Here is a 26,933-nt window from a genome sequence, read left to right as displayed (position 1 = left end):
CAACGCCCCGGCCCGCCGGGGCGTCTTCTTTTAGTGTGCGGCCGAGGCCAGCGCCTCGGTCACCACCGCCTCGCGCTCGCCGCGGCCGAGCGCATCGCCCACCATCACGATCGCCGGCCCCTCCAGCCCCGCCGCCTCGACGCGGTCGGCGAGGTCGTGGGCCGTGGCCTGCACCACCGCCTGGTCGGGCCGGGTGGCGTTGAAGACCACCAGCGCGGGGGTCGCGGGCGGCAGGCCCTCCGAGATAGCCTGGGCGAGGAGTGCACGCATGGTGCGCTTGGGCATGTAGATCACCGTGGTGACCGTCGGGTCGGCGAGCGCCGCCCAGTTGAGGTCGTCCGGGAGCGTGCCGCGGCGGTCGTGGCCGGTGACGTATTGCAGGCGGCGCGCCGCGTCGCGGTGAGTGAGCGAGATGCCGAGCGAGGCCGCCGCCCCTTGCGCCGCCGTGACGCCGGGCACCACCGTGACCGGGATGCCGGCCTCGCGGCAGGCATCGATCTCCTCGCCGGCCCGGCCGAAGACCAGGGGATCGCCGGACTTGAGCCGCACCACCCGCTTGCCGCCCTTGGCGAGCGACACCATCAGGGCGTTGATGTCGTCCTGGCGGCAGGACGGGCCGTGGCCGGTCTTGCCGACCAGCATCGTGCGGGCCTCGCGGCGCGCGTAATCCAGGATCTCCGGGGCGACGAGGTCGTCGTACAGGATCACGTCGGCGCTGCGCAGGGCCCGCAGGGCCTTGAGGGTGAGGAGCTCGGCGTCGCCCGGGCCCGCGCCGACGAGGACCACGCTGCCGCCGGTCGGCGCGGCATCGCTCTCGGCGATGAGCGCGTCGAGGTCGGCGCGGACCGGCGCCCGCTCGGGGTTGGCGAAGGCGAGGTCGGTGAAGCGCTCCCAGAAGGCGCGGCGCTCGCCGAAGACGTGGTACCGGGCGCTCACCTCGGCGCGCCAGTCGCGGGCGGCGGCCACCCAGGCCTTGAAGCCCGCGGGCAGCATCGCCTCGATGCGGGCCCGCACGGTCTGGCCGAAGACCGGGACCGCGCCCTCGGTCGAGATGCCGACGACGAGGGGCGAGCGGTTGACGATGGCGCCGAACGAGACGTCGCACAGATGCGGCCGGTCGATGGCGTTGACGATGGCGCCCGCCGCGCGGGCCGCCCCGACGAAGCATTCGCACTCGCCCTCGTCCTCGAAGGCCGCGATGGCGAAGGCGGCGCCTTCGAGATCGGCCGGCGACCAGTCGCGCGCGTGCAGCACCACCTTGCCGGCGACGGCCTCGGCGGGGGCGCCCCGCATCTCCTCGGTCGGCTCGGGGGCGAAGACGTCGACATGGGCGCCGGCGGCGGCGAGCAGCTTCACCTTCCAGGCCGCGCCGCCGTTGGCGCCGGCCAGCACCGCGCGCTTGCCCGTGAGCGTCACGAAGACCGGCAGCACGGCCAGGGGCTCGAGGCCCGGGGAGCGGGTCTCGCGGGGAGCACGGGGGGTACGCATGGGAGGGTGAGCTTCTGCAACCAGTCTCGGGAAATCCTGAGTCATCAGATGCGCCTATGCGGAAGCCGGTGCAAGTTCCCCGGCCGCGCGTTCGGAGGCCAGCAGCTTGCGGATCTCGGGGATGCACGAGCCGCAATTTGTCCCGGCCTTGCACGCCGCCCCGACCGCCTCGACCCCGTGCGCCCCGCCCTTGATCGCCGCCCGGATCGTATCGAGGCCGACGGTATGGCAGGCGCAGACCAGCGGGCCGGTGCCGGCGCTCTCGGCGCGCCCCGAGATCAGCGCCCGGCGGGCCGAGGGCTCCAGCAGTTCCTGGGTACGGAAGAACGCCTTGGCGGCGTCCCAGGTCGGGCGCTCCGAGGCGGGCGCGAGCGCCAGCACGCCGAGGAGCCGCGCGTCCCGGAAGGCGGCGGCGCGGTAGCGGCCGCGGGCCGGGTCGGCGTACTCGCTGAACGTCGCACCGGGGAAGAGGTCGCGCATCAGGGCGCTCGCCTCCGGCGCCCCGTCCTGGCTGGCGAAGATCAGGCCGGTCGCGCCCTCCAGGCTCGCCCGCGCCCACCACCAGCCGTAGGGCGCCGCCACCATGTCGCGGGTGATGAGGTAGCCGCGGGAGCGGTAGGGCTCGGGGGCGATCGAGGCCGGGGTCGCCTTGAGCTCGGGCTGGCCCGAGACGGGATCGACCGCGCCCTGTGCCAGCGCGCCGACGCGGCCATCCGAGGTGTTGGCCTCGCTCCAGTGCATCGGGGCAAACAGCATGCCGGCCTGGGCGCCCGGCGTCACCATGACCTCCAGCACCGCCGCGCCGTGGGCGGTGCGCACGCGCGCGAGGTCGCCGTCGGTCAGGCCGGCAACGCCTGCGTCGTCGGGATGGATCTCGACGAAGGGCACCGCCCGGTGGGCCGAGAGGCGGGGGCTCTTCCCCGTGCGGGTCAGGGTGTGCCAGTGGTCGCGCACCCGGCCGGTGTTGAGGCGGAGCGGCAGCGCGTCGCTGGTTCCTTGCGCCAGCGCCGGCTTCTGCACCGCGACGAAGCGGGCCTTGCGGTCGCGGGTGAAGAAGCCGCCCTGGGCGAAGAAGCGGCTCTGCGGCGCCTTGGCCTTACGGGTCAGGGGCCATTGCACCGGCGCCGCCGCGTCGTAGGCGGCGTCCGTGATGTCGGCCAGCCCGCCGAGATCGAAGTCGCGGGTGCCGCGATTCTCGAACTCCGAGAGGGCGGCGTGCTCGCGAAACACCGCGGCGGCGTTGCCCCAGGCGAACGCCTTGGCGTGGCCGAGGCGCTTGGCCACCTGCGCCATGATCCACCAATCGGCCTTCGCCTCGCCGGGGGTGGCCAGGAAGGCGCGCTGGCGCGAGATGCGGCGCTCGGAATTGGTCACCGTGCCGTCCTTCTCGCCCCAGGCGAGGGCCGGGAGGACGATGGCGTTGCGGGCCCGCACCGTATCGGTATCCGCCACCACCTCGGAGACGACGTAGGTGTCGAGCTTTTGCAGCGCCGCCCGCACCCGGTCGGCTCGGGGCATCGAGACGGCGGGGTTGGTGCCCATCACCCAGAGCGCCTTGATCTTGCCGCGCTCGATCGCCTCGAACAGCGCCACCGCCTTCATGCCCTCGCCGGTGATGATGTTCGGCGCGTTCCAGAACCGGCGCACCAGATCGACCTCTTCCGGCGTGAAATGCATGTGGGCCGCCAGCATGTTGGCGAGCCCGCCGACCTCGCGCCCGCCCATGGCGTTGGGCTGGCCGGTCAGCGAGAACGGCCCCATGCCGGGCTGGCCGATGCGGCCGGTGGCGAGGTGGCAATTGATGATCGCGTTGGCCTTGTCGGTCCCTTGGGCCGACTGGTTCACCCCCTGCGAGGTGGCGGTGACGACCCGCGGCGTGGTGCGGAACAGGGTGAAGAAGGTCTCGACCTCGGCCTCGGTCAGGCCGGTCGCGGCGGCGGTCGCCGCGATGCTCGGGGCGATCTGGCGGGCACGCTCCAGGGCCGGCTCGAAGCCGGCGGTGTGCTCGGCGATGTAGCGCGGATCGAGAGCGCCGTGATCGGCGAGATGGACCAGGAGGCCGGAGAACAGGGCGGTGTCGGTGCCGGGCCGGATGCCGAGGAAAAGGTCGGCCTCCTCGCCGGTCTGGGTCTGGCGCGGGTCGATGGCGACGATCTTGGTGCCGCGCTTCTCCCGCGCATCGAGCATGCGGCGAAACAGGATCGGGTGGCACCAGGCGGTGTTGGAGCCGACGAGCACCAGGAGGTCGGCCTCGTCCAGGTCCTCGTAGCAGCCCGGCACGGTGTCGGAGCCGAAGGCCCGGCGATGCGCCGCGACCGAGGACGACATGCACAGCCGCGAATTGGTGTCGACGTGCGGCGTGCCGATGAAGCCCTTCGCCAGCTTGTTGGCGACGTAATAGTCCTCGGTGAGCAGCTGGCCCGAGAGGTAGAACGCGACCGAATCCGGTCCATGCGCGGCGATCGTCCGCCTGAATCCCTCCGCCACGGCATCGAGCGCCTCGTCCCAAGCCACCCGCCGCCCGGCGATCTCCGGGTGCAGCACGCGGTCGTCGAGGGAGAGGGTTTCCCCGAGCGCCGAGCCCTTCGAGCACAACCGGCCGAAATTCGCCGGATGCTGCGGATCGCCCGCGACGCTCGCACCCCCCTGCCCGTCCGGCCGGGCGAGCACGCCGCAGCCGACGCCGCAATACGGGCAGGTGGTGCGGACGGGGGCGGCCTCGGGAGCGAGGGCCGGCACGTGCAGGTTCATCGCGGGAGCCTTTCGCCGGGCGTGGGGTGGGGCCGGTGGATTCGGGCAAGCAAGGGGTGGGCCGCCGGGCGGCGGCAGAGCCCATCATTCAGTGAGACGGACGTCCTGCTCGGCCTTGGGAAGCGGCCGGCCCTTGTCGGGTGTTCTCCGCCTTCGACCTCATCCTGAGGTGCGGGCGATCGAAGATCGCTGAGCCTCGAAGGAGGAATCCAGGGATCGCGGAGACTTCTGGAGCCCTCCTTCGAGGTCAGTCAATCTCCGATGGACTGACACCTCAGGATGAGGTCGAGGGCGGGAGAAGCCTTGAACCGCCGATTTCAGTAAACGTCCGCCTGATACCGGTTCGCCTTCTTGAGCGCCGCGAGATACGCCACCGCCTCCTCGGGGCTCTTGCCGCCATGGGTCGCCGCCACGTCGATGATCGCGCGCTCGACGTCCTTGGCCATGCGCTTGGCGTCGCCGCAGACGTAGAAGTGGGCGCCGTCCTCGAACCAGCGCCACAGCTCGCGGCCGTTCTCGCGCATCCGGTCTTGGACGTAGGTCTTCTCGGCCCCGTCGCGCGACCAGGCCAACGACAGGCGGGTCAGCACGCCCTGGTCCTTCAGGCCGTTGAGCTCGTCGCGGTAGAAGAAGTCCGAGGCCTGGCGCTGGTGGCCGTAGAACAGCCAATTCCTGCCCGGCGCCGCGGTGGCGGCGCGCTCGCGCAGGAAGGCGCGGAACGGCGCGATGCCGGTGCCCGGGCCGACCATGATGACCGGGGTCTCGGGCGTCGAGGGCAGGCCGAAGCCGTGGGCCTTCTGGAGGTAGACCTTCACCTTGGCGGTCTCGGCCAGGCGCTCGCCGAGATGGGTCGAGGCGACGCCGAGCCGCAGGCGCGAGCGATGGCTGTAGCGCACCGCATCGACGGTGAGCGAGACCCGGCCCGGATCGGCCTTGGGCGAGGACGAGATCGAGTAGAGCCGCGGCTGCAGCTCGTCGAGGGCCTCCAGAAAGACCTCGGCGTCGGGGCGCGCGCCCGGGAACTTGTGCAGCGCCCCGAGCACGTCGAGATAGGCCGCGTCGCCGTCCGGATCCTCGCCGGCGCTGAGCGCCTGCGCCTTCCTGCGCTGCGCGCCGGAGGTCAGCAGCGAGAGGAGCTGGAACAGCCCGTCGGGGGCGCCGCCCAGCGAGTAGTTGGTCAGCAGGTGATCGCGCAGCGTCTTCTCGCCGAGCTTCGTCGCGATGACCCGCTCGGGCCGGGCGCCGAGCTCGGCGATGACCGCATCGGCCAGGGCCGGGGCGTTGGCGGGAAACAGGCCCAGCGAATCGCCGACGACGTAGTCGATGCCGGTGCCGGCGAGGTCGATCTCGACGTGCCAGGTCTCCTTCTCGCCGCCGGGCGCGTTGAGGCGGCGGCGGGAGAGAAAGACCGCCTCGGCCGGGTTCTCGCGGCACAGGCCGTAGGGACCGACCGGGGCTTCGGCCTTCGGGGCATCGTCGGAGGCCGGCGCGGCGCCGGCCGGGGCCGCGGCACCGAACTCCGCCTCGAGCTTCTTCAGCATCCGGAGCGTGTCCTTGCCGCCCGGCTGGCACAGGTTCAGGCGCTCCTCGGTCTTGAGGAAAAGGGCGTTGGCATAGTCGGCGCAGTTGTAGCCGCACTGGCCGCAATCCTGCTGGGCCATGGCGGCCATCAGCTTCTGCGGCTCCGAGCGCTCCTTGGCCAGCGCCATGCGGTCGTCGAGGGGCATCGACGGGTCGTGCCAGGGCGCGTCGCCGTTGTCGGCGAGCGCCGGCCCGCCGGGCGCCTCGCCCGCCGGCAACGCCGTCGCGCCCTCGACCGCCGGTCCGAGCAGGGCGGCGAAGTAGCCCGACAGCCAGGCGCGCTGGTCGGTGGTGAAGGGAGCGGATTCGGGGATCAGGACGAGCGGGGGAGCGACGTGCTGGGTCATCGGGGGTTACCGGAGAAGAGGGGCGTTCCGCCGGTGATGCACCGGCCGTCTCCTCTCCCCGCGGGCGGGGAGAGGGCCGTGTCCCCGTTCAGGGGACACGGCGAGCGCAGGCGAAGCCGGAGCGGGGGTGAGGGGGGCTCGACGAGCGAGACTCATCCGGAAACGCCCCTCACCCTCGCCCTGCGGGCTTGCCGCGCCCCCGACGAGGGGGGCGCGCCCCTCTCCCCGCCCGCGGGGAGAGGAGAAGGGTGCCTTAGTGTCTCTCACAAAACTCCTGATCACTGCTTCGGCTTGCTGTGGCAGCGACATTGCGGCGGGAGTTTTGTGAGATGCACTTACTCGGCCGCCTCCAGCAGCCGTTCGCCGGCGAGGCCCTTCAGCGCCTCCGGCCCGCGGCGGGCGGTGTAGGCCTGGAAGGTCTCCTGCGAGCCGGTGCGGTTGGCGAGATAGTCGTTGAGCAGGGCTTCGATCCGGCCCGGACACTCCTCGGCCTTCACGGCCTTCCAGATCTCGGTGCCGATCTTGGCCGCCTCGCCGAAGCCGCCGCCGACCACGATGTCGTAGCCCTCGACGGTGTCGCCCTCCTCGCTCACCGTCACCTTGGCGCCGATGAGGCCGATATCGCCGATGTAGTGCTGGGCGCAGGAATGGTGGCAGCCGGTGAGGTGCACGTTCACCGGCACGTCGAGCCCCGGCACGGCGGCCTCGACGTGGTCGGCGATGAGGAGCGCGTGGCCCTTGGTATCGGCGGCGGCGAACTTGCAGCCGCGGTTGCCCGTGCAGGCGACGAGACCGGCGCGGATGCTCGACGCCTTGGTGGAGAGCCCTAAGCGCGCCACGCGGGACTCGACCTCGGCCACCTTGTCGTCGGGCACACCCGAAAAGAGAAAATTCTGCCACACGGTCAGGCGAATCTGGCCGTCGCCGCACTCGCGGGAAATTTTCGCCAGTTCCCGCATCTGGTCGGTGGTCATCTTGCCGACCGGCAGGACGACGCCGATCCAGTTCAGGCCGGCCTGCACCTGCTCGTGCACGCCGACATGGGCGTAACGGTCGAAGCCGCCGCGAGGCTTCACTTGGGAGGGATCGACCCGCTCCAGCTTGCGGCCGAGCTTGTCTTCCACGGCCGCGAGGTACTTGTCGTAGCCCCAGGCGTCGAGGACGTACTTCATCCGCGCCTTGTTGCGGTTGGTCCGGTCGCCGTTCTCGATGAAGACCCGCAGGATCGCATCGGCGACGGCGTTGCACTCCTTCGGCCTCAAGACCACGCCGGTGTCGCGGGCGATGTCGCGATGGCCGGTGATGCCGCCGAGCACGAGGCGCATCCAGATTCCGGGCTCGATGCCCGCGCCTTCCATCACCTCGACCGCCTGGAAGCCGATGTCGTTGGTCTCCTCCAGCACTGGCAGCACGCCGCCGCCGTCGAAGGCGACGTTGAACTTGCGCGGCAGGCCGAAGAGCGAGCGGTCGTTGAGGATGTGGTTGTGCCAGGACTTGGCGAGCGGGCGCGTGTCGAGCAGTTCCTGGGCGTCGATGCCGGCGGTGGGCGAGCCGGTGACGTTGCGGATGTTGTCCGCCCCCGCGCCCCGTGCCGTCAGGCCGAGATCGATCAGCCCGTCGAGGAAGGGCTGGCCGTGCTCGGGCGAGATTTCCCGCACCTGGAGGTTGGCGCGCGTCGTGACGTGGCTGTAGCCGCCGCCATGGGCGTCCGCGAGGTCGGCGATGCCGGCGAACTGCCAGTGGTGCAGGATGCCGTTGGGGATCCGCAGGCGGCACATGTAGGAGTTCTGGGCCGGAGCGACCCAGAACAGGCCGTGATAGCGCCAGCGGAAATTGTCCTCGGGTTTCGGCGCCTTGCCGGTCTCGGCCTCGGCGATGAGCCGGTTGTGGCCGTCGAACGGGTTCTCGGCCCGCTTCCACTTCTCCTGGTCGGCGAGCTTGCCGCCGTTCTTCACGGTGCGGTCCTGCGCCTTGATGTGGCTCGCGTCCGGCCCGGTCGGCTCGGCGGCGTGGGCAGGCGCAGTTCCGCCGCCGGCGAGGCCGCCGGTCATGCGGATCGCGGCGATGCCGTGGGAGAAGCCTTCGAGGTAGCGCTTCTGCTCGGCGTCGAAGTCGTCGGCCATCGCGGGCTCCTTCACGCTGCGAGGGGGTGGGAGACGGGACGCCCGAACATCAGGTCGTCCCGGTCGTCGGACGTGATGGTGTCGCCGGTGCGGATCAGGGACTTGCACCAGCCCTGCTCGGCGACGTCGCCGACGAAGACCGCGCCGATCAGTCGGTCGCCGTCGATCACGAGCTTGCGGTAGAGGCCAGCCGTCGGATCGCTCCAGGTCACGGCCTCGGCGCCGTCCGGCACGTCGACCGCGCCGGCGGAGAAGACCGGCAGGCCCGACACCTTGAGGCTGGTCGCGAGCGAGGTGCCGGCGTAAGTCGCCTCGATCCCGCAGAGGTGGCGGGCGAGCACCTCGGCCTGCTCGTAGGCCGGCTCGACGAGGCCGTAGGTCTGGCCCCGGTGCTCGGCGCATTCGCCCAGCGCGTAGATGCCCGGGACCGAGGTCGCCATCGTGTCGTCGACCCGGATGCCGCGGCCGACCGCGAGGCCGGCGCTTGCCGCCAGCGCCGTCGAGGGACGCACGCCGACCGACATGACCACGAGATCGGCCGGCAGCACCGTGCCATCCGAGAGAATCAGGCGCTCGACCCTGCCGTCGCCCTCGACCGACGCGGTGTCGGCGCTGAGCAGAACCCGCACGCCGCGGGCCTCCATCGCCTCGCGCACGAGGCCTGCGGCGGCGTGGTCGAGCTGGCGCTCCATCAGCCGGTCCATGACGTGCAGCAGCGTCGTGTCGACGCCGAGGCGCGCCAGGCCCACCGCCGCCTCCAACCCGAGGAGCCCGCCGCCGATCACGATCGCCCGGGCGCCCGCCACCGCCGCCCGGCGGATCGCCGCGACGTCGGCGAGGTCGCGGAAGGTGATGACCCCGGGCAGGTCCATGCCGGGCTTCGGCAGCCGGATCGGCACCGAGCCGACCGCCAGGACCAGCTTGTCGAAAGGAAGCACCAGCCCTTCGCCGACGCGGACGATGCGCTCCGCCGTGTCGATGGCGGTGGCGGGCGCGCCGGTGACGAGGGTGATGCCGTGCTCGGCGTACCAGTCGAGCCCGCGGAAGGTGCAGGCCGCCTCGTCGACCTCGCCGCCGAGCAGCGACGACAGGAGCACACGGTTGTACGCCGCCACCGGCTCGGCGCCGATGCAGGTGACGGTGAAGCGGCCGGGGGCGGCATCGAGCAGCCGCTCCAGGAAGCGGAGCGAGGCCATGCCGTTGCCGATGACGACGAGGCGCTCGGACATGCGCGTCAGGCCGCGATCGCGGGTTTGGCGTGGCGGGCGTAGAGGAATTCCAGCACCTCGGCCCGGGCATGGGTGTAGGTCGGGTCCTCGACGAGCTCCAGGCGCTTGCGCGGCCGGGCGAGCGGCACCGTCAGAACCTCGCCGATCGTCGCCGAGGGGCCGTTCGTCATCATGACGATCCGGTCGGAGAGGAGCACCGCCTCGTCGACGTCGTGGGTGATCATGATCACGGTGTTCTTCAGCCGCAGGTGGATCTCCATCAGCTGATCTTGGAGATGCGCGCGGGTCAGGGCGTCCAGCGCTCCGAAGGGCTCGTCCATGAGGAGCACCTTGGGCTCCATGGCGAGCGCCCGGGCGATGCCGACGCGCTGCTTCATGCCGCCGGAGATCTCGTGCGGGCGCTTCTCGGCGGCATGGGTCATGTTGACGAGCGCGAGGTTGTGCTCGATCCACTCGCGCCGCTCCGCCCGGCTCTTCTTCGACCTCAAGACCTTGTCGACGGCGAGCGCCACGTTCTCGCGCACGGTGAGCCAGGGCAGGAGAGAGTGGTTCTGGAAGACCACGGCCCGCTCGGGGCCGGGGCTGTTCACTTCCTTGCCGTCGAGGAGGACGCCGCCGGTGGAGGCCTTGAGCAGGCCCGCCACGATGTTGAGCACCGTCGACTTGCCGCAACCGGAATGGCCGATCAGCGAGACGAACTCGTCCTTGTCGATCTTCAGGTCGACGTCGCGCAAGACTTCCGTGGTGCGCCCGGCCCGGGTGAAGCTGATGCCGACCTGTTCGAGGCTGAGATGGGTCATGGTTGGCCTCCTCAGGCCGTGGCGGTGCCGCGGGTGACGAGGTGGCCGAGGCCGGCGACGAGGCGGTCGAGCACGAAGCCGATCACCCCGACATAGACCAGGGCCACGATGATCTCGCTGATGTGCGAGGAGTTCCAGGCATCCCAGATGAAGAAGCCGATGCCGACGCCGCCGATCAGCATCTCGGCCGCCACGATGGCGAGCCAGGACAGGCCGACGCCGATGCGAAGACCGGTGAAGATGTAGGGTGCGGCCGAGGGCAGCATCACCTTGGCGAAGAACTCGAAGGCGTTGAGGCGGAGCACCGCCGCGACGTTGCGATAGTCCTGCGGGATGTTGCGGATGCCGACCGCGGTGTTGATGATGATCGGCCAGATCGAGGTGATGAAGATCACGAAGATCGCCGAGGGCTGGCCGTCCCGGAAGGCGGCGAGTGACAAGGGCAGCCAGGCGAGCGGCGGGATGGTGCGCAGGACCTGGAAGATCGGGTCGAGCCCGCGCATCGCCCATTCCGACTGGCCGACGAGGGTGCCCAGCATCACGCCGGCGATCACCGCCAGAGTGAAGCCGAGCGCCACCCGCTGGAGGCTGGCGCTGATGTGCCAGAAGAGCCCCTTGTCGGTGCCGCCGTTGTCGTAGAACGGGTGGGCGATGATGTCCCAGGCCTCCGTGACGACGCGCGAGGGCGGCGGCAGGCCGGCGCCGGGGCGCTGGCACAGCACTTCCCAGAGCAGCAGGAAGACCGCCAGCACGACGAGCGGCGGGACGATCCGCAGCGCCAGGCCTTTCAGGGCGGCGCGGGTGACGAGGGGGCGGCGGGCCCCCTCCGGTTTGACGGCGGCGACGCGCCCGAGGGTGGTTCCGAGAGCCATGTCACGCCACCTTCTTGATGCCGAGGCTGTTGAGGTAGGCGGACGGATCCGCCGGATCGAAGACCTTGCCGTCGAAGAAGGTCTCCTTGCCGCGCGAGGTCGAGGACGGGGCGGTCACGCCCATGGTCTTCGCGACCTCGCGCCAGATGTCCTCGCGGTTCACCTTCTCGATGAGGGCCTTGGTGTCGGTCTGGGGATCGAACTTGCCCCAACGGATGTCCTCGGTGAGGAACCAGAGGTCGTGCGACTTGTACGGGTAAGAGGCGTCGTCGGCCCAGTACTTCATGATATGGGGGCTGTTCGACACCTTGCGGCCGTCGCCGTAATCGAATTCCCCCTTCATCCGCTTGACGACGTCGGTCGCCGGAACGTTGATCCACTGGCGCTTGGCGACGATGCCGGCGAGCTCGTCGCGGTTTTCCGGCTTGTCGCACCATTGCTGCGCTTCCATCACCGCCGCCAGGAGGGCCTTGGCGGCGTTGGGGTACTTGTCGACCCATGAGGCGCGCATGCCGAGCGCCTTCTCCGGATGGTCCTTCCACAACTCGCCGGTGGTGAGCGCGGTGTAGCCGATGCCTTGCGTGATCAGCTGCTCGTTCCACGGCTCGCAGACGCAGAAGCAATCCATCGTGCCGACCTTCATGTTCGCCACCATCTGGGGCGGCGGCACGACGATGGTCTCGATGTCCTTGTCCGGGTCGATGCCGCCGGCGGCGAGCCAGTAGCGGATCCAGAGGTCGTGGGTGCCGCCCGGGAAGGTCATCGCGGCCTTCACCGACTTGCCGGACGCCTTCTTGCGCTCCAAAGCCGCCTTGAAGGGCTTGGCGTCGAGGGCGACCTTGTCGCCCATATGCTCCTTGGCGACCGAGATGCACTGCCCGGCGAGGTTGAGCCGGGCCAGGATGTACATCGGGACCGGAACGTTGTTCTGCGTCACCCGGCCGGCGCTGATCAGGTAGGGCATCGGGGTCAGGATGTGGGCTCCGTCGATGCCGTTGCCCTCCGAGCCCAGGACCAGGTTGTCGCGGGTGGTGCCCCAGGAGGCCTGCTTCAGGACCTCGACGTCGGGCATGCCGTGACGCGCGAAGATCCCCTTCTCCTTGGCGACGAAGAGCGGGGCGGCGTCGGTGAGCGCGATGAAGCCGAGCTTGGCGCCCTTCACCTCGGGTCCGGCTCCTTGCGCGAAGGCGCCGCCCGGCAGGGCGACGCGGCTGGCCGCTGCCAGCGACAGGGCGCCGGCCGCCCCCTTGAGGAGACCGCGACGCGTGGTGTGCTCAACGCTGCTCATCGATGACTCGCCCTCAAGTCGTTCGCGCCGCCGAGGCGCTCGATCCGGTTCGGAACGCAAAAAGCCGCTGCCCAAGGTCGTCCGTCGGCCGCGCGGATGCGAGCCCATCGGGGAACTCGGGTCAGCGGCTTTGCTGACTGTCGGTGCCCGTCGACGCTGACGGACGGGAGGGGGTAGCAGGTTTCGTGCCAACTACCTTGCGGACCAATCAAGTGCTTGAAATCGGTATCGTTCGCAGCTTGGCCGGATTGGCCGGAGCGCCGGTCCGGTGGGCGCGTGCGATGCACAAATGATAGGCTCGGCGGGCGGGGAATGGGCAGCGATGCGGGGACGGGACAGGCCGTCCCCCGATCGGTCGTCGCGGGCGGGGACTCGCGGGCGATCCCGGGAGCCGCCGAACGCTCCGTCACGACCGGGACGCCGCCTCTCGACCTCCTTCGCGAGAACGAGTTGTCTCGCGAGACGAACTTGTCTCGCGAAGCGGCCGCACCGACGGCATCGTATCGCCCGGACCCGGGCGTACCCGTCCCGGCGGTCCTCTCCTCGGCCGCCGTCCGAGGTTCGGAGCCAGGTACCAGACCACGGCAGCCAGGACGGTCGCGCCTCCGATCAGCGCGCCCTGTCCGGGATCCTCGGACACGACGATCCACACCCAGAGCGGGCCGAGCACGACATCGAGAAGGCCGATCAGCGCCGCTTCCGTGGACGGGATATGACGGCTGCCCGTCAGGAACAGGAGGAAGGACAGGGACGTCGTCAGGACGCCGAGGGCGGCGAGCAGCACCAGGGTGGTCGGGCCCGGCACCGCGCCCGACGACATCGGCAGGGCCACCAGCACGCACAGGAGCGCGGCCACGGCGTTGACCCGGACGAGATCGATCCGCGCGAAGCGGCGCGCCACGATCAGAAGCCCCGCGAAGGCGAGGGTCATCAGGAGGGCGAGCCCATTCCCTGCCACGCCGTCGAGACGGGCCGACTGGCCGGCGACCAGGAGAACTCCGCCCAGGGCCGCCGCGCTCGCGGTCAGCAACCGGCGCGACGGGCGCTCGCCCAGGAGCAGCCACCCCAGCCCCGCGGTCACGAACGGAAGTGTCGCGTAGACGATCAGGACATCGGCCACGCTGGTCAAGGTGAGCGACGCGGCGTAGGCGGCCATGGTGACGGCGGCCAGCATCGATGCGCCGAGACCGATCCACCCGAACGTCGTGCCCCTGGCCGGGCGGAGGACCGAGAACGACAGGAGGGCGAGGCCGGCGAAGACCGAGCGCCACAGGATCAGGTCCCAGGCCGTCAGATCGATCAGGCGCACGAACAGCCCGGCGAGGCTCCACAGGAGCGTGGCGGCCGCCACGAGGAGGAGCCCGTCTCGGCGTCGGTGATTCATCCCCGCATCCCCCTCGATCGAACGGTCCTTGAGACGACCGGTCTACTCATAGCGTTGACGGTCTGAGACGACCAGTCTAATTTTACGTCATGGCACGACGAGACACGCGCGACCTCCTCATCGCGGAGGGCCTGAAGGCCTTCCTGGCCCGGGGCTACGAGGGGATCGGCATCCAGCCGATCCTATCCGGAGCCGGCGTTCCGAAGGGATCGTTCTACAATTTCTTCCCGAGCAAGGAGGCCTACGCGCTGGCGGTCGTCGACGCCTATGCGGCGCGCTACGAGGCGTTCCGGCTCGCCTGCTTCGCGACGGACGGCTCGCCTTTGCAGCGGTTGCGACATTACTTCGAGGCGCTGGAGGCCGAGATGGACGAGGCCGGGGAAACGGGAGGGTGCCTCTACGGCGTCCTGGCTCAGACGAGCGCGCCGCACAGAGAGGCGATCCGGACGCGGCTTAAGGCCGCCTTCGCGAACTGGCGTACCCAGCTCGCCGGCCTCCTCGACACCGCGAAGGCGGCCGGCGAGCTGTCACCCGCGACCGATACCGCGGGCCTCGCCGACGCCCTCATCGACGCCTACGAGGGCGCCACCGTGCGTATGCGCGCGGAGGGCGACGCGGCAGCGATGAGACGTTTCCGCGAAAGGACGATGGAAGCGCTCCTGTCGGCCGACGCGATGGCGTGAGCGCGCCCGTCGAACCCGTCGGGACGCGGCTCGCAACCGTCTCGGGAGACGGCGGCTCCAGGGAGCCGGGTCTCGCGGGAGCAAGACCGTCGCCCTCTCAAGCGGCCGCCAGCAGGTCCGGCCGGTACAGACCCGCCGCCTCGGCCCGGACCGTGCCCGCCGCGACCTGCCCGGCCGCCGCCATCTCGTCGGCGAGCCAGTCGAGGGATGCTGGGTCGGGGGTCAGTTCGCGCTCCCCGAGCACGAGATAATCCGCGGCCTCGATCACCGGCCCGCCCGGCGCGAGCCGCAGCGTCCCGGCCAGACCTCTCAGGATCAGCGCCGGATCGAGGCCGAGATGGCGCGGGTGGCCGAGCAGTGCGGCCAGCGCCTCGCGGTTCCCCGGATCGCCGCACCAGCGGGCGCTGCGTTTCAGGGCGCGCAGGAGCGGCGCGGCGCGATCGGCCATGTCGGCGGTCAGGGCCAGCACCTTTTCCGGGCAGTCCGGCGCGATGTAGGCGCCGAGCGCCGCGATGCGGCCGACCCCGGCCTCGACCGCGACGGTGCTCCACGGCGCGCCGACGCAGAACCCGTCGATCAGCCCGCGCTCCAGCGCCTCGACGGTACGGGGCGGCGGGACCACGACGAGGCGCACCGCCGACAACGAGCTGCCGCCGAGCGCCAGGAGCCGTCGCAGCTGGTAGGTGTGGCTGGAATAGGGGTGGACGGTGCCGAGCGTCAGCGGCCGCCCCGCCCCGGCCCGGTCCTCGGCGACCCGGGCGAAGGCGCTGGCGACATCCTCCACGGCGTCCGACCGGGCATCGAGTGCCCGCCAGAGCGGCAGCGACAGGGTCACGGCGTTGCCGTTGCGGGCGAGTGCGGCGGGCGCGATCAGCCGGGCCTGCGGTCCGGAGAGGCCCAGGTGGCAGGCGAGCGCCAGCGGCGCCAGCATGTGGGCGCCGTCGAGGAGGCCGAGCGCCAGTTGGTCGCGCAGGGTGGCCCAGGACGGCGCCGGGGCGAGGTCGACGCCGAGCCCCTCCTCCTCCGTGAAGCCGCGCTCCACCGCGGCGATCAGCACCGCGGCGTCGGTGAGCGGGACGTAGCCGAGCTGCAGCCTCATCCGAGCAGGTCCGCGGCGGTGACGATGGCGCGGGCGATGTCGACGATCTTGCGCTTCTCGTTCATGGCCTTGCGCCGGAGCTGCTTGTAGGCCTCGTCCTCGGTCAGCCCCTTGGCGCTCATCAGGATGCCCTTGGCGCGCTCGATCAGCTTGCGGTCGGCCAGTTCGCCCTTCGCCTCGCTGAGCTCGCGCTGGAGCCGCGCGAAGGCGTTGAAGCGCAGGATCGCGATCTCGATGATCGGCTTGATCCGCTCGGCGCGCAGGCCGTCGACGATGTAGGCCGAGATGCCGGCATCCACCGCCGCCTGCATCATCGGCGTGTCGGAGCGGTCGACGAACATCGCCACCGGCCGCTCGACGAGGCGCGAGACGCCGAACATCTGCTCAAGGAGGTCGCGGCTCGGGCTCTCGAGGTGGATCACCACCACGTCGGGCGAGACGGCCGACAGCCGGTCGAGGAGGTCGGCGGTGTCGGGGATCACCACCACCCGGGCGCCCTCGACGGCACGCAGGCCCTCCTCCAGGATCGCCGCCCGGGCACGGCTCGGGTCGACGACGGCGATGGTCAGGCTGTCGCCCGGGGACGGGGCGGGGGTCGCGCGGTCGGGCATGTCGGCGTCGGATCACGCAAAAGTCGGGCCGTGCGGGCGGAATCCCGCGCGACGACCCGGGAACGGGGTGGTCACGTCCGCTCCCTAACCCAAGGGGGGGCGCGTGGCATCCCCGCCCTCCGTCCGAAGCGGCCGCCGCACGGACCGCCCGCGGACACGAAAGCGCAAAGAAACGGCCCCGCTTCGGCCCGAAACCGGGGCTTCACTGCGGCATCGGCGGCGAGGAGGCTGGGATGCGGGACAAGGGGCGGATGCGCGAGACGGCGACGATCGGCGCCATCGGAAGCCTGCCCGGCGCCTCGCGGGGCTACCTGCCGCTGCTCCCCACCGCCTGCGTGGCGATCTGCCTGGCCGCGGGCTCGCTGTACTGGCGCGAACCGGAGCCGCGGGCGCCAGAGGGCCAGATCGTGGCGATGCAGCCGCTGCCGCCCGGGGCGGACCTGTTCCGCGGCGCTCCCGAGGGCGAGGGGCGGGTGCGCGCCCCCTACCCACTCGAGTTCGAGCGGCAATTCCCCCTGGTGGCGACCCTGCCGCCCGAGGCCGCCATGCCGGCGGAGGCCACCCCGCTGGTCCTGCCGGTGATCGCCGAGGCCAGAATCGGCGAGAAGGCCGCCGAGGAGAAGCCGGAGGGCAAGGCAGCCCGCCGCGCTGCCGCCCCCCACCGCTCCCGCGCGGTGCCGGCGCTCGCGGGCCTGCGCCCGCCGGCCCGGCCCGAGATGCCGAAGGCGAAGGCCCAGACGGAGTCCGCGCCGGAGACCGGACGCAGCCCCGCGACCCGCACGGCGAGCACCGGCCCGGAGACCGGGCGGTCCTCCTCGCCCTGGCTCCCCTTCATGCCGACCGGCCGGGTGGTGACCCAGACCGTGGCGGCGATGGGCGACGGGATGGTGAATGCCGGCGCCGCGATGATCGACCTGATCGACCGCCGGCGCTGACCGGACGCGGCCGGAATCGGGTTGGACCGAAGGGAAGGCCGCTCTAGCTACGGGCGTCACGACTTCCGTTCGGGACGCATCATGGCGTTGCTCATCGAGGATTACGCGCTCGTCGGGGACGGGCGCAGCGCGGCGCTGATCGGGCGCGACGGCAGCGTCGACTGGCTGTGCTGGCCGCGCTTCGACGCCTCCGCCTGCTTCGCGGCCCTGCTCGGCACCCGCGAGGATCACGGCCACTGGAAGATCGCGCCGGCGGGCGCGGCCACCACCACCCGCCGCTACCTGGACGACACGCTGGTCCTCGAGACCATCCACGAGACCCCCGAGGGGGTCGTGCGGGTGCTCGACTACATGCCGGTCGAGGACGGCACCCACTTGGTGCGCCTGGTCGAGGGCGTGCGCGGCCGGGTGGCGATGCGCATGGATCTGGTGGTGCGCTTCGATTACGGCTCCGCCGTCCCCTGGGTGTCGCGCAGCGAGAACGACGACCTGCGCGCCATCGCCGGGCCGAACAAGCTGGTGCTTCGCACCCGTGCGCCGCTCAAGGGGGTCGGCCAGTCGACGGTCTCGGACTTCACGATCGAGGAAGGGCGCAGCACCGCCTTCGTGCTGAGCTGGGGCCTCTCGCACGAGGAGGACCCGCCGCCGATCGAGCCGCGCAAGGTGCTCTCCGGCACCGTCGATTACTGGCGCTCCTGGTGCCGGCGCTGCCGCGGCGGCACGCCCTGGGACGCGGTGCTGACGCGCTCGCTCCTGACCCTCAAGGCGCTGATCTACCGGCCGACCGGCGGGATCGTGGCAGCACCCACCACCTCGCTGCCCGAACAGATCGGCGGGGTACGCAACTGGGACTACCGGTTCTGCTGGCTGCGCGACTCGACCTTCACGCTGCTGGCACTGATGGATGCGGGCTACATCGACGAGGCCCGGGCCTGGCGCGACTGGCTCACCCGGGCGGTGGCGGGCAGCCCCGCCCAGGCCCACATCCTCTACGGCATCGCCGGCGAGCGCCTGCTGCCCGAGATCGAGCTCGACTGGCTGCCGGGCTACGAGGGCTCGCGCCCGGTGCGGGTCGGCAACGCCGCCGCGCAACAGTTCCAGCTCGACGTCTACGGCGAGCTGTTCGACGCCCTCTACCAGGCCCACCAGCGCGGGATGCGGGCCGACGAATCGGGCGTGCGGGTCGGGCGTGCCCTCCTCGACCACCTCGAGCGGGTCTGGCGCGAGCCGGACGAGGGCATCTGGGAGGTGCGCGGCGGGCGCAAGCACTTCGTCCATTCGAAGGTGATGGCCTGGGTCGCCTTCGACCGGGCGATCAAGTTCTACGAGGAGCACGTCGCCGACGAGGAGCCGACCGCCGGGGACGAGACCGCGGTGGCGCGCTGGCGCGCCGCCCGCGACGAGATCCACCGCGAGGTCTGCGACAAGGGCTTCGATCGGGAGCGCAACAGCTTCGTGCAGTTCTACGGCGCGAAGGACCTCGACGCGAGCCTGCTGCTGATCGCCCATATGGGCTTCCTGCCGCAGGACGATCCGCGGGTCGTCGGCACCGTCGAGGCGATCGGCCGCGAGCTGATGCATGACGGCTTCGTGCTGCGCTACGACACCAGCGGCCAGACCACCGACGGCCTGCCCGCCGGCGAGGGCGCCTTCTTGCCGTGCAGCTTCTGGTACGCCGACAACCTGATCGGGCTCGGGCGCTGCGACGAGGCCCGCGCCCTGATCGAGCGGCTGCTGGCGCTCTGCAACGACGTCGGGCTGCTCGCCGAGGAATACGACCCGGTGCGCAAGCGCCAGGTCGGAAATTTTCCGCAGGCGTTCAGCCATGTCGCGTTGGTCAACACGCTTCTGAACTTCAGTCGCGCCGTCGGACCCGCTAAGGAGCGCGGCGGAGACCCTGACGCGGCGGGGCAGGCGGGCGAACGCCCGGTCATGCTGCCGCACGCGGCCCAGGGCGCGACGTCGTGAGGCGGCGCATCCCGATACCCCATTCCGACGAGGCCCAGACATGAGCGCAGCCGACACCAAGGCGAAGGCCGGCACCAGCGAGATCGACCAGCGCTGCATCGACACGATCCGCACGCTGACGATCGATGCGGTGCAGAAGGCCAATTCCGGCCATGCCGGCGCGCCGATGGGCCTGGCCCCGGTCGCCTTCACCCTGTGGAACCGCTACCTCCGCTACGACCCGGCGAACCCGCACTGGCCGAACCGCGACCGCTTCGTGCTGTCGGTCGGGCATGCCTCGATGCTGCTCTACAGCCTGCTCCACCTCGCCGAGGTGGCGGAGAACGACGGGGGCAACGCCCCGGCGGTCAGCCTGGAGGACATCAAGAAGTTCCGCCAGCTCGACAGCCGCACCCCGGGACACCCGGAATACCACTTTACCACCGGCGTCGAGGTAACCACCGGGCCGCTCGGCCAGGGCGTGGCGAATTCGGTCGGCATGGCGATGGGCGGCCGCTTCCTCGGCGAGCGCCTGGCCCACGGCGACCGGCCGGTCTTCGACTACAACGTCTACGCCATGTGCAGCGACGGCGACCTGATGGAGGGCGTCTCGGCCGAGGCCGCCTCGATCGCCGGGCACCTGCGCCTGTCGAACCTGTGCTGGATCTACGACAACAACACCATCACCATCGAGGGCCACACAGACCTCGCCTTCAGCGAGGAGGTCGCCGCCCGCTTCCTGGCCTATGGCTGGCAAGTGCTGCGGGTCGCCGACGCCAACGACACCGCGGCCGTCGCCCACGCCCTCGAGACCTTCCTGCAATCGGGCGACCGCCCGACCCTGATCATCGTCAACTCGGTGATCGGCTACGGCGCGCCGACGAAGCAGGGCACGCCGAAGGCCCACTCGGACGCGCTCGGCCCCGACGAGGTCAAGGGCGCCAAGCGCGCCTATGGCTGGCCGGAGGATTCGCAGTTCCTGGTACCGGACGGCGTCTACGACGCCTTCCGCAACGGGATCGGCGCCCGCGGCAAGGCCCTGCGCGAGGAGTGGCTGGCCCTCGTCGAGGAGGTGAAGGCCGGGGACGCCGGCCTCGCCAAGGACCTCGACGCCTATCTCGCCGGCGAGCTTCCGGAGGGCTGGGACGCCGAGATCCCGGTCTTCCCGGCGGACGCCAAGGGGCTGGCCACCCGCGAATCGTCCGGCAAGGTGCTCAACGCCATCGCCAACCGGGTGCCGTGGCTGCTCGGCGGCTCGGCCGACCTCGCGCCCTCGAACAAGACCAAGCTCGAGAGCCCGGAGGCCGGCACCCTCGGGCCGTTCACGCCCGGCGGGCGCAACATCCATTTCGGCGTGCGCGAGCACGCGATGGGCTCGATCGTCAACGGCCTGGGCCTCGTGGGCCTGCGCGCCTACGGGGCGACCTTCCTGGTCTTCTCCGACTACATGCGCCCGCCGATCCGGCTCGCCGCCCTGATGGAGCTGCCGGTCTTCCACGTCTTCACCCACGATTCGATCGGGGTGGGCGAGGATGGGCCGACCCACCAGCCGGTGGAGCACCTGCTGGCGCTGCGCGCGATTCCCGGCCTCGTCACCTTCCGGCCGGCGGACGCCAACGAGGTGGCGGAGGCCTATCGCGTCATCATGCAGCTCAAGCACCAGCCGGCGGTGCTGGCGCTGAGCCGCCAGCCGCTGCCGACCGTCGACCGGGAGAAGTACGCCCCGGCCTCGGGCACCGCCAAGGGCGCCTACGTGCTGGCCGGCGCCGACGATGCGAAGCCGGACGTGATCCTGATCGGCACCGGCTCCGAGGTGCAGCTCTGCCTCGGCGCCTACGAGACCTTGATCGCCGAGGGCGTGAAGGCCCGGGTGGTGTCGATGCCGTCCTGGGAGCTGTTCGAGCAGCAGGACGAGGCCTACCGCAACAGCGTGCTGCCGCCCGAGGTGATCGCCCGCGTCGCGGTCGAGCAGGGCTCGGTGATCGGCTGGGATCGCTACACTGGCAGCGCCGGCACGATCCTGGGCATGCACACCTTCGGCTCCTCGGCGCCGATCAAGGACCTGCAGTCGAAGTTCGGCTTCACGCCGGAGAAGGTGCTTGAGGCCGCCCGCGCCCAGGTGGCGAAGGCGAAGGGCTGAGAATCCTGTGCAGCCCGCCGGATGTCTCCGGCGGGCTGCACGGCCTCCATCGTCTCCCGGGGCCGCGAAGCGGAACCCGGGATCCATGACCGGTGCCGATGCCGGATGGAGCGGGATTGGCTCCTCCTTCGATCGAGGCTCCGGGCCCGAAACCCGCTCGGCTTGATCGGGCTGTCGAAGGCCGCGGGCCGCCTTGCGCCGTTCTGCCGGAAGCGGACGTTCCGCAACCGACCCATCGACGCCATACGCTGCACGAAGCGCCTTCCCCGAAAGCGTCCACGAGGTTCGTACCCATCGGGGAGCGATACGGTGGAGGACGCGATGGCACCGATTCGACTGATCCACGGCCTGTTCGGGTCGCTGAGCGCTCCCGGCATCCTCTCGGCTTTCGGCGACGCGACGGTTCTTGCACCCGATTTGATCGGATACGGCTCTTACCGAAACGGGGCCCCGACGGCCTGGGAGCTGGCTGAGCGAGCCGACCGTGTTGCGAGTTGCTTGCGCGAACGCGTCGACGAGCCCGTTGATGTCGTCGCTCACTCGGTCGGCGGCGCCATTGCCGTCCTGTTTGCGGGACGTCACCCGAAATTGACGAAATCCCTGACGAGCATCGAGGGCAACCTCACGCTGGACGACGCCTTCTGGTCGCGAAGGATTGGAACACAGGAACTTTCCGAGATCGCGGAGGAGGTCAAGGTTTTCGCGCCGATGTGGCTGCATGGATCGGCCGCGCCGGGGTCAAGCCTACTCCCGTTGCCTTGGAAATCGCGACCCAGTGGCTCGAAAATCAACCCGTCTCCACATCGCGCAGCCAGGCTCGCGCTGTTGTCTCGGCGACAGGCGACGATGCCTATCTCGATGGCCTGAAGAACCTCGTCGTGTCCGGACTGCCGGTTCACCTGCTCGCAGGTGCTAGCGCTCGGAGCGGTTGGAACGTGCCCGAGTGGCTGGCGCGAGGCGCCATGACCAACACGGACATTCCCGGCACCGGACACCTGATGATGCTGGAGGCACCGGAACTGTTCGCCCGGAGCATCACGCGAAATCTCGCTGACAGCACGAACCGTTCCGATCGTCCGGTATAGTATTTCAAACGAGGCGACGTGCTGGCGATGTCCGCGATGCTTCGGTCGCTTCGACGGCCGAGATCCGGCGAGCATGTCGAAAAGCTGCTCGTCCGCACGTTACCCAGCCCGGCTGCGGAAGAGCTTCACGATCGCGAAGACCTCCAGGTCGTTCATTTTTCTGCGTTGTCTGCGACGACCGGCATCCGCTTCGTCGCAAAATGCTACGGCCTCCGCCTGAGCCGCCTAAAAGCGGACCTTCCGGACATCGGCAAAGGGTCGAGAGCAGCGATGCCGCTGCCGGCCTCCTACCGCAACGACAGAATATCCACCGGCGGCCCCTGCCCAGCGGTGAACACCCCGGCAGTGGGCGGACCATCGAACACCGCGCCGGTATCGAGGTTGGTGCGGTGGGCGAGCGGTTCCGCGTCGGGGTGTGTCCGTGCAAGGCCGCAGGGCGGCGATCCAGGCGACGATGTCGGGCAGGTCGCTGGGCTTGCGTGACGCCGTAGGAACTGCGCATCGGGCCGGCGCTGTCGAGCCGCCACAGGTCGAAGCCGGTCCCGGCGACCGCGTCGAGCAGCATCGCCTCGTGTTTGCCGGTCAGGCAGGTCGCGGAATCCGGCTCGCGGGCCTGGAGGTCGCGCGCGATGGCCACGACCCCGGCACTGCCGGGCGCGCGATCGATGGCGTCGCCGAGGAAGACCGGGCGGTGCAGGGCGCCTCGATCCGGGCGAGCCGACCGGCGCGGCCTGGGATGTCGCCGATGTCATCGGTGAGCATGGCCGATCCCCTCCCCTTTCAGGTGGACGGCATTCCCCTGCTCAGGCGACCGCTTGCTGACGGGCGACCGCCTGGACCGACCGGATCATCCGCGCCGCCTCGGAATCCAGGTAGTTCAGCGTGTCGGAGAACCCCATCGGCCGATGGAAGTGATAGCCCTGCATCTGGACGCAGCCGAGGCTCTCCAGCAGGCGGGCCTGCTCGGCGGTCTCGATGCCCTCGACGACGCAGCAGAGCTTCAGGTTCCGGGCGAGGCCGAGGATCGACGTGACGATGTCGCGGCTCGCCGGGTCGGTGGTGATCTCGCTGATGAAGCTACGGTCGATCTTGAGCTTGTCGAGCGGCAGGCGGTGGACGTAGCTCAGGGACGAGTAGCCGGTGCCGAAATCGTCCAGTGCGATGGCGATGCCGTTCGCCTTGAGGGTCCCCAGCACGTTCTGGGCCTGCGCCACGTCCTGGATCAGCGCGGTCTCGGTCGCCTCCAGGATAACCCGGCCGGGGGCGAGGCCGCTTGCCTTGACCGCCGCGACGATACCGGCGGCGGCCTGGGGCGAGGCGATGTCGGCCATCGACAGGTTGAACGACAGGGCGACCGACTCGGGCCAGGCCCGGGCCGCGGCGAGCGCCTGGCCGAACAGCACCGCGGTGATGCGGGTGATCAGGCCGGAGCGCTCGGCGATCGGCACGAACACCGCCGGGGAGACCTGGCCCAGCTCCGGGCTCCTCCAGCGCGCCAGCGCCTCGAAGGCGATCGTGCGGCCGCTCTGCACGTCGACGATCGGCTGGTAGACGAGGCTCAGCTCCTGCGGGAGGTCGGCGTGGCGCAGGGCCTGCTCGATCACGCTCTGGGTGCGCAGCAGACGCTCGTGCTCCTCGGTGAACAGCACCGCGGTGCCGCGGCGGTTCGCCTTGGCGTAGTACAGGGCGTAATCCGCCCGCTCGACCAGGACCTCCGCCCGGTACCCGGCCTCCGGACACGCCGCGAAGCCGACCGAGGCGGCGATCTGGGCGCTGCCGCCGTTCGGCAGCCGGAACGGCGCCGCCAGGGCACCGCAGATCGCATCCCCGGTCCCGGCGAGCGCGGTCGCCCCGGCCCTGCCGGGCAGGATCAGGCCGAACTCGTCGCCGCCGAGACGGGCCACCACGGCGGCGTTTCCCATCACCGCGCGCAGGCGGCGCGCGGCCTCCTGCAGCACCGCGTCGCCGGCACCGTGGCCGTGGGCGTCGTTCACCGGCTTGAAGCCGTCGAGGTCGACGAGGCCGACGACGAAGCCGCCGCGGCTCGCCTGGGCCGCCTGCGCCGCCGTATCGAGGGAGGCGAAGAAGCTGCGGCGGTTGGGCAGCTCGGTCAGGGTGTCGAGATTGGCGAGCCGCAGGTTCTCCCGGCTCAGCCGCTCGAGCTCGACCTGTTGCCCGATGAGCCGCGTGAAGTCGCGATGATAGGCGAGGAGCACGAAGGCGAGCGCGCCGCTGACCACCAGCAAATTGAGGGCGATGGCCCGCATGACGTGGTTGTCGAAGGAGCTGAGGTGCAGACAGAACGGGACCGCGACGACCGCGATGACCAGGAGCGCCGCCGCCCGCAGATGCGCGAGGCAGAACGCGCAGGCGATCATCGTGTTGCCGACATAGAACAGGACGTGGGCCTGCGCATAGGCGTCCCCGTACTGCAGCAGGGCGACGCTCCAGCTCATGAAGCACACCGCCAGGATGCCGGCGAGCGCCAGCGTGGCGCGCAGCTTGAGCGCGGTCCCCTCCATCCCGATCGGCTGCCGGCGCCGGCGCAGCCACAGGCAGAGACGAACGACGCAGACCGACAGGAGCCCCGCGAGCGGGTAGAGCGTGATCCCGGTCGGTGCGACACCCAGATGCGTGACGGCCACCGCGGTCGAGTTGACGGCCAGGATCACGTAGAGCAGCGGCACCTGGTTGTGCAGGGCACGCATCTGCGCCCGCATCAGGTCCGGGTTCGAGGTGTCGACGCGGAAGAGGTCGATGATCGTCAGAATCCGCCGCACTGCGCATCCACCCCGCTCGGCCGTGCCAATCGCCACCGCGTCGCCCACCAGTAATCACGCGTAGTTGAATCAAGGGTTACGCTGCATTACGAGACCACGGCATCGCAGTAAGATCCGGGTAAGATCGTTCAGCGCGCCCGTCGCCGCGGCCGAGAGCGGCGCTCCGGGCGCGGCCGGGCACCTGGACGACGCTTTCCCCAGCGGTGGGACGACGGGAGAGCTTGCGAACGCCTGCCGGGCGCGTCGTGGAGCCGAGATCACCCTCCTAGGAATACTGTCCGTCCGGACGAAAGATCCGGCGGCGCGGCAGGGCCGCCCTCGGCTACGCGACACGATGTCGCCTCTCCGGCGCCGCTTTGGGTCGCGGATCCGGTTGCGATCCGGCATCGCCCCGCCAGATCCACGTGGCGTCGCCGCCCCACGCGGCCGGCGGTGCCAGGGCCATGCGCCGCTAAGGAGCGGATGCGGACCGGTCGCACCCCCGCGGCGGTCCCTTCCAGCGACGGGAGATTCGATCCCTTGACCGACACCGCCTTCGCCCTCTTCCTCGACTTCGACGGCACCCTGGTGGAGATCGCGCCCCGGCCCGACGGGGTGGTGGTCCCGCCCGACCTGCCCGCCGGCCTCGCGCGGCTGCGCGGGCGCCTCGGCGGGGCGATGGCGCTCGTGACCGGGCGGCCGATCGCCACGATCGACGGGTTCCTGGCGCCGGAGCGCTTCGACGTCGCCGGCCTGCACGGGGTCGAGCAGCGCCGAGACGGCCGGGTGGCCGGCGGCGATCCGGCGGCGCATCCCGCCCTTCGGGCGGGCGTCGAGACCCTGCAGCGGGCGGTCGCCGATCTCGACGGCGTGCTGATCGAGGACAAGGGCTGCTCGGTCGCGGTGCATTGGCGGCTCGCGAGCGAGGCCGATGCCGTGCGGGCGCAATCGGCCGCGGCCTCGGTCGCCGGCATCCTCGGCGAAGCCTACCGGTTGCAGCAGGGCAAGGCGGTGGCCGAGATCCTGCCGGCGAGCGCCACGAAGGGCCATGCCATCCGGGCCTTCCTGGGCGAGGCGCCCTATGCCGGCCGGCGCGCGATCTTCATCGGCGACGACCTCACCGACGAGAAGGCCTTCGTGCCGGTGAACGAGGATGGCGGGATCACCATCCGGGTCGGGCCCGGCGACACGGTCGCGCGCCACCGCCTCGCCGATCCGGCGGCGGTGCGGGCGCTGCTCATGGGCTGGGCCGACGGCGGGACGATCGACCCGGAATCCCTGCCCCCGGCGTGAGGAGCGGGCGGCGCGGCCTATCCGCGGGCGCCGCGATGCCCTAACTCCTCCCCGACGTCACGCACAGGACCGATCCCGTCGATGCGCCGTTCCCTCTTCCTCGCCGGAGCCCTCACGATCGCCATGACCGCTTCAGCCTCCGCCGCCTCGTTCTCCACCACCCCGTCCGGCCTCCAGGTCAAGGACGACGTGGTCGGCACCGGTCCGCAGCCGAATGCCGGCCAGACCGTCAGCGTCCACTACACCGGCTGGCTCTACCAGGACGGCAAGAAGGGCGCGAAGTTCGACAGCTCGCTCGACCGCAAGCAGCCGCTGAACTTCGCGGTCGGCACCGGCCAGGTCATCAAGGGCTGGGACGAGGGCCTGTCGACCATGAAGGTCGGCGGCAAGCGCACCCTGATCATCCCGCCCGAGCTCGGCTACGGCGCCCGCGGCGCCGGCGGCGTGATCCCGCCGAACGCCACGCTGATGTTCGACGTGGAACTGCTCGGCGTTCGCTGAGCGATCGCCGGCGTCAG

Annotated in this window: 21 protein-coding genes; 9 read left to right on the top strand and 12 right to left on the bottom strand. The window is 70.8% G+C overall.

From position 1 onward, the window contains the following. Positions 1–30: 30 nt before the first annotated feature. The 9 genes from cysG to V3T34_RS07105 form a co-directional block, all read right to left on the bottom strand. The gene (gene cysG, locus V3T34_RS07145) at positions 31–1,488 is read right to left on the bottom strand and encodes a siroheme synthase CysG (protein ID WP_331369137.1); all 1,458 of its coding nucleotides are present in this window, start codon (positions 1,486–1,488) and stop codon (positions 31–33) included. Positions 1,489–1,542: 54 nt separating this feature from the next. Beyond that, on the bottom strand, positions 1,543–4,239 hold the full coding sequence (locus V3T34_RS07140) for a nitrate reductase (protein WP_305078225.1): 2,697 nt from the start codon (positions 4,237–4,239) through the stop codon (positions 1,543–1,545). A 317-nt stretch (positions 4,240–4,556) separates the two neighbouring features. Further along, positions 4,557–6,167: a sulfite reductase subunit alpha gene (locus V3T34_RS07135; protein ID WP_305078224.1), complete on the bottom strand. Its 1,611-nt coding sequence runs from the start codon at positions 6,165–6,167 to the stop codon at positions 4,557–4,559. Between the two features lie 335 nt (positions 6,168–6,502). Further along, on the bottom strand, positions 6,503–8,290 hold the full coding sequence (locus tag V3T34_RS07130; RefSeq protein ID WP_305078223.1) for a NirA family protein: 1,788 nt from the start codon (positions 8,288–8,290) through the stop codon (positions 6,503–6,505). 11 nt (positions 8,291–8,301) lie between these two features. Beyond that, on the bottom strand, positions 8,302–9,519 hold the full coding sequence (locus tag V3T34_RS07125) for an NAD(P)/FAD-dependent oxidoreductase (protein WP_060845663.1): 1,218 nt from the start codon (positions 9,517–9,519) through the stop codon (positions 8,302–8,304). 5 nt (positions 9,520–9,524) lie between these two features. Next, the gene (locus V3T34_RS07120) at positions 9,525–10,319 is read right to left on the bottom strand and encodes an ABC transporter ATP-binding protein (RefSeq protein WP_305078222.1); all 795 of its coding nucleotides are present in this window, start codon (positions 10,317–10,319) and stop codon (positions 9,525–9,527) included. 11 nt (positions 10,320–10,330) lie between these two features. Then, complete coding sequence (ntrB, locus tag V3T34_RS07115) at positions 10,331–11,191, bottom strand: nitrate ABC transporter permease (RefSeq protein ID WP_060845661.1); 861 nt, start codon at positions 11,189–11,191, stop codon at positions 10,331–10,333. A 1-nt stretch (position 11,192) separates the two neighbouring features. Then, positions 11,193–12,479: a CmpA/NrtA family ABC transporter substrate-binding protein gene (locus tag V3T34_RS07110; RefSeq protein ID WP_091886260.1), complete on the bottom strand. Its 1,287-nt coding sequence runs from the start codon at positions 12,477–12,479 to the stop codon at positions 11,193–11,195. 406 nt (positions 12,480–12,885) lie between these two features. Continuing rightward, the gene (locus V3T34_RS07105) at positions 12,886–13,863 is read right to left on the bottom strand and encodes a DMT family transporter (protein WP_305078221.1); all 978 of its coding nucleotides are present in this window, start codon (positions 13,861–13,863) and stop codon (positions 12,886–12,888) included. 89 nt (positions 13,864–13,952) lie between these two features. On the opposite strand from V3T34_RS07105, the gene V3T34_RS07100 reads away from it, so the two are divergent. Continuing rightward, on the top strand, positions 13,953–14,546 hold the full coding sequence (locus tag V3T34_RS07100; RefSeq protein WP_305078219.1) for a TetR family transcriptional regulator C-terminal domain-containing protein: 594 nt from the start codon (positions 13,953–13,955) through the stop codon (positions 14,544–14,546). A gap of 97 nt (positions 14,547–14,643) precedes the next feature. On the opposite strand, the gene V3T34_RS07095 is transcribed toward V3T34_RS07100, so the two are convergent. Then, positions 14,644–15,645 carry a CmpA/NrtA family ABC transporter substrate-binding protein gene (locus V3T34_RS07095; RefSeq protein ID WP_305078218.1) on the bottom strand — a complete coding sequence of 334 codons (1,002 nt, stop codon included), beginning with the start codon at positions 15,643–15,645 and terminating at the stop codon, positions 14,644–14,646. Then, a complete protein-coding gene (locus V3T34_RS07090) occupies positions 15,642–16,256 on the bottom strand; it encodes an ANTAR domain-containing response regulator (RefSeq protein ID WP_091744911.1) in 615 nt (204 codons plus the stop codon). Before V3T34_RS07090 ends, V3T34_RS07095 begins: the two co-directional genes overlap by 4 nt. A 233-nt stretch (positions 16,257–16,489) precedes the next feature. Here V3T34_RS07090 and V3T34_RS07085 point away from each other — a divergent pair, with 233 nt between their 5' ends. The 6 genes from V3T34_RS07085 to V3T34_RS07060 all read left to right on the top strand — a co-directional run bounded on the left by V3T34_RS07085 (position 16,490) and on the right by V3T34_RS07060 (position 22,846). Next, on the top strand, positions 16,490–17,191 hold the full coding sequence (locus V3T34_RS07085; protein ID WP_060845655.1) for a hypothetical protein: 702 nt from the start codon (positions 16,490–16,492) through the stop codon (positions 17,189–17,191). An 81-nt stretch (positions 17,192–17,272) separates the two neighbouring features. Then, positions 17,273–19,159, top strand: a complete 1,887-nt coding sequence (locus V3T34_RS07080) for a glycoside hydrolase family 15 protein (protein ID WP_091886246.1) — start codon at positions 17,273–17,275, stop codon at positions 19,157–19,159. A gap of 40 nt (positions 19,160–19,199) precedes the next feature. Further along, positions 19,200–21,278: a transketolase gene (tkt, locus tag V3T34_RS07075; protein WP_305078217.1), complete on the top strand. Its 2,079-nt coding sequence runs from the start codon at positions 19,200–19,202 to the stop codon at positions 21,276–21,278. A 309-nt stretch (positions 21,279–21,587) separates the two neighbouring features. Beyond that, positions 21,588–22,145: an alpha/beta fold hydrolase gene (locus tag V3T34_RS07070; RefSeq protein WP_305078216.1), complete on the top strand. Its 558-nt coding sequence runs from the start codon at positions 21,588–21,590 to the stop codon at positions 22,143–22,145. Between the two features lie 95 nt (positions 22,146–22,240). Continuing rightward, positions 22,241–22,363, top strand: a complete 123-nt coding sequence (locus tag V3T34_RS07065) for a hypothetical protein (RefSeq protein WP_305078215.1) — start codon at positions 22,241–22,243, stop codon at positions 22,361–22,363. A gap of 18 nt (positions 22,364–22,381) precedes the next feature. Then, positions 22,382–22,846, top strand: a complete 465-nt coding sequence (locus V3T34_RS07060; protein WP_305078214.1) for a hypothetical protein — start codon at positions 22,382–22,384, stop codon at positions 22,844–22,846. A gap of 320 nt (positions 22,847–23,166) precedes the next feature. Here V3T34_RS07060 and V3T34_RS07055 read toward each other — a convergent pair whose 3' ends face one another. After that, positions 23,167–25,143 (bottom strand): putative bifunctional diguanylate cyclase/phosphodiesterase, encoded by a 1,977-nt coding sequence (locus tag V3T34_RS07055; protein WP_305078213.1) that lies wholly within the window; start codon positions 25,141–25,143, stop codon positions 23,167–23,169. A 519-nt stretch (positions 25,144–25,662) separates the two neighbouring features. On the opposite strand from V3T34_RS07055, the gene otsB reads away from it, so the two are divergent. Further along, complete coding sequence (otsB, locus tag V3T34_RS07050; protein WP_091886230.1) at positions 25,663–26,415, top strand: trehalose-phosphatase; 753 nt, start codon at positions 25,663–25,665, stop codon at positions 26,413–26,415. Positions 26,416–26,496: 81 nt separating this feature from the next. Continuing rightward, positions 26,497–26,916, top strand: a complete 420-nt coding sequence (locus V3T34_RS07045) for an FKBP-type peptidyl-prolyl cis-trans isomerase (protein ID WP_060845649.1) — start codon at positions 26,497–26,499, stop codon at positions 26,914–26,916. The last annotated feature ends 17 nt before the right edge of the window (positions 26,917–26,933 follow it).

The sequence above is a fragment of the Methylobacterium ajmalii genome (genome assembly GCF_036448855.1).
GTDB lineage: Bacteria > Pseudomonadota > Alphaproteobacteria > Rhizobiales > Beijerinckiaceae > Methylobacterium > Methylobacterium ajmalii.
The sequence above is the reverse complement of the archived record's forward strand: the minus strand, read 5'-3'. Positions and strand labels throughout refer to the sequence as shown.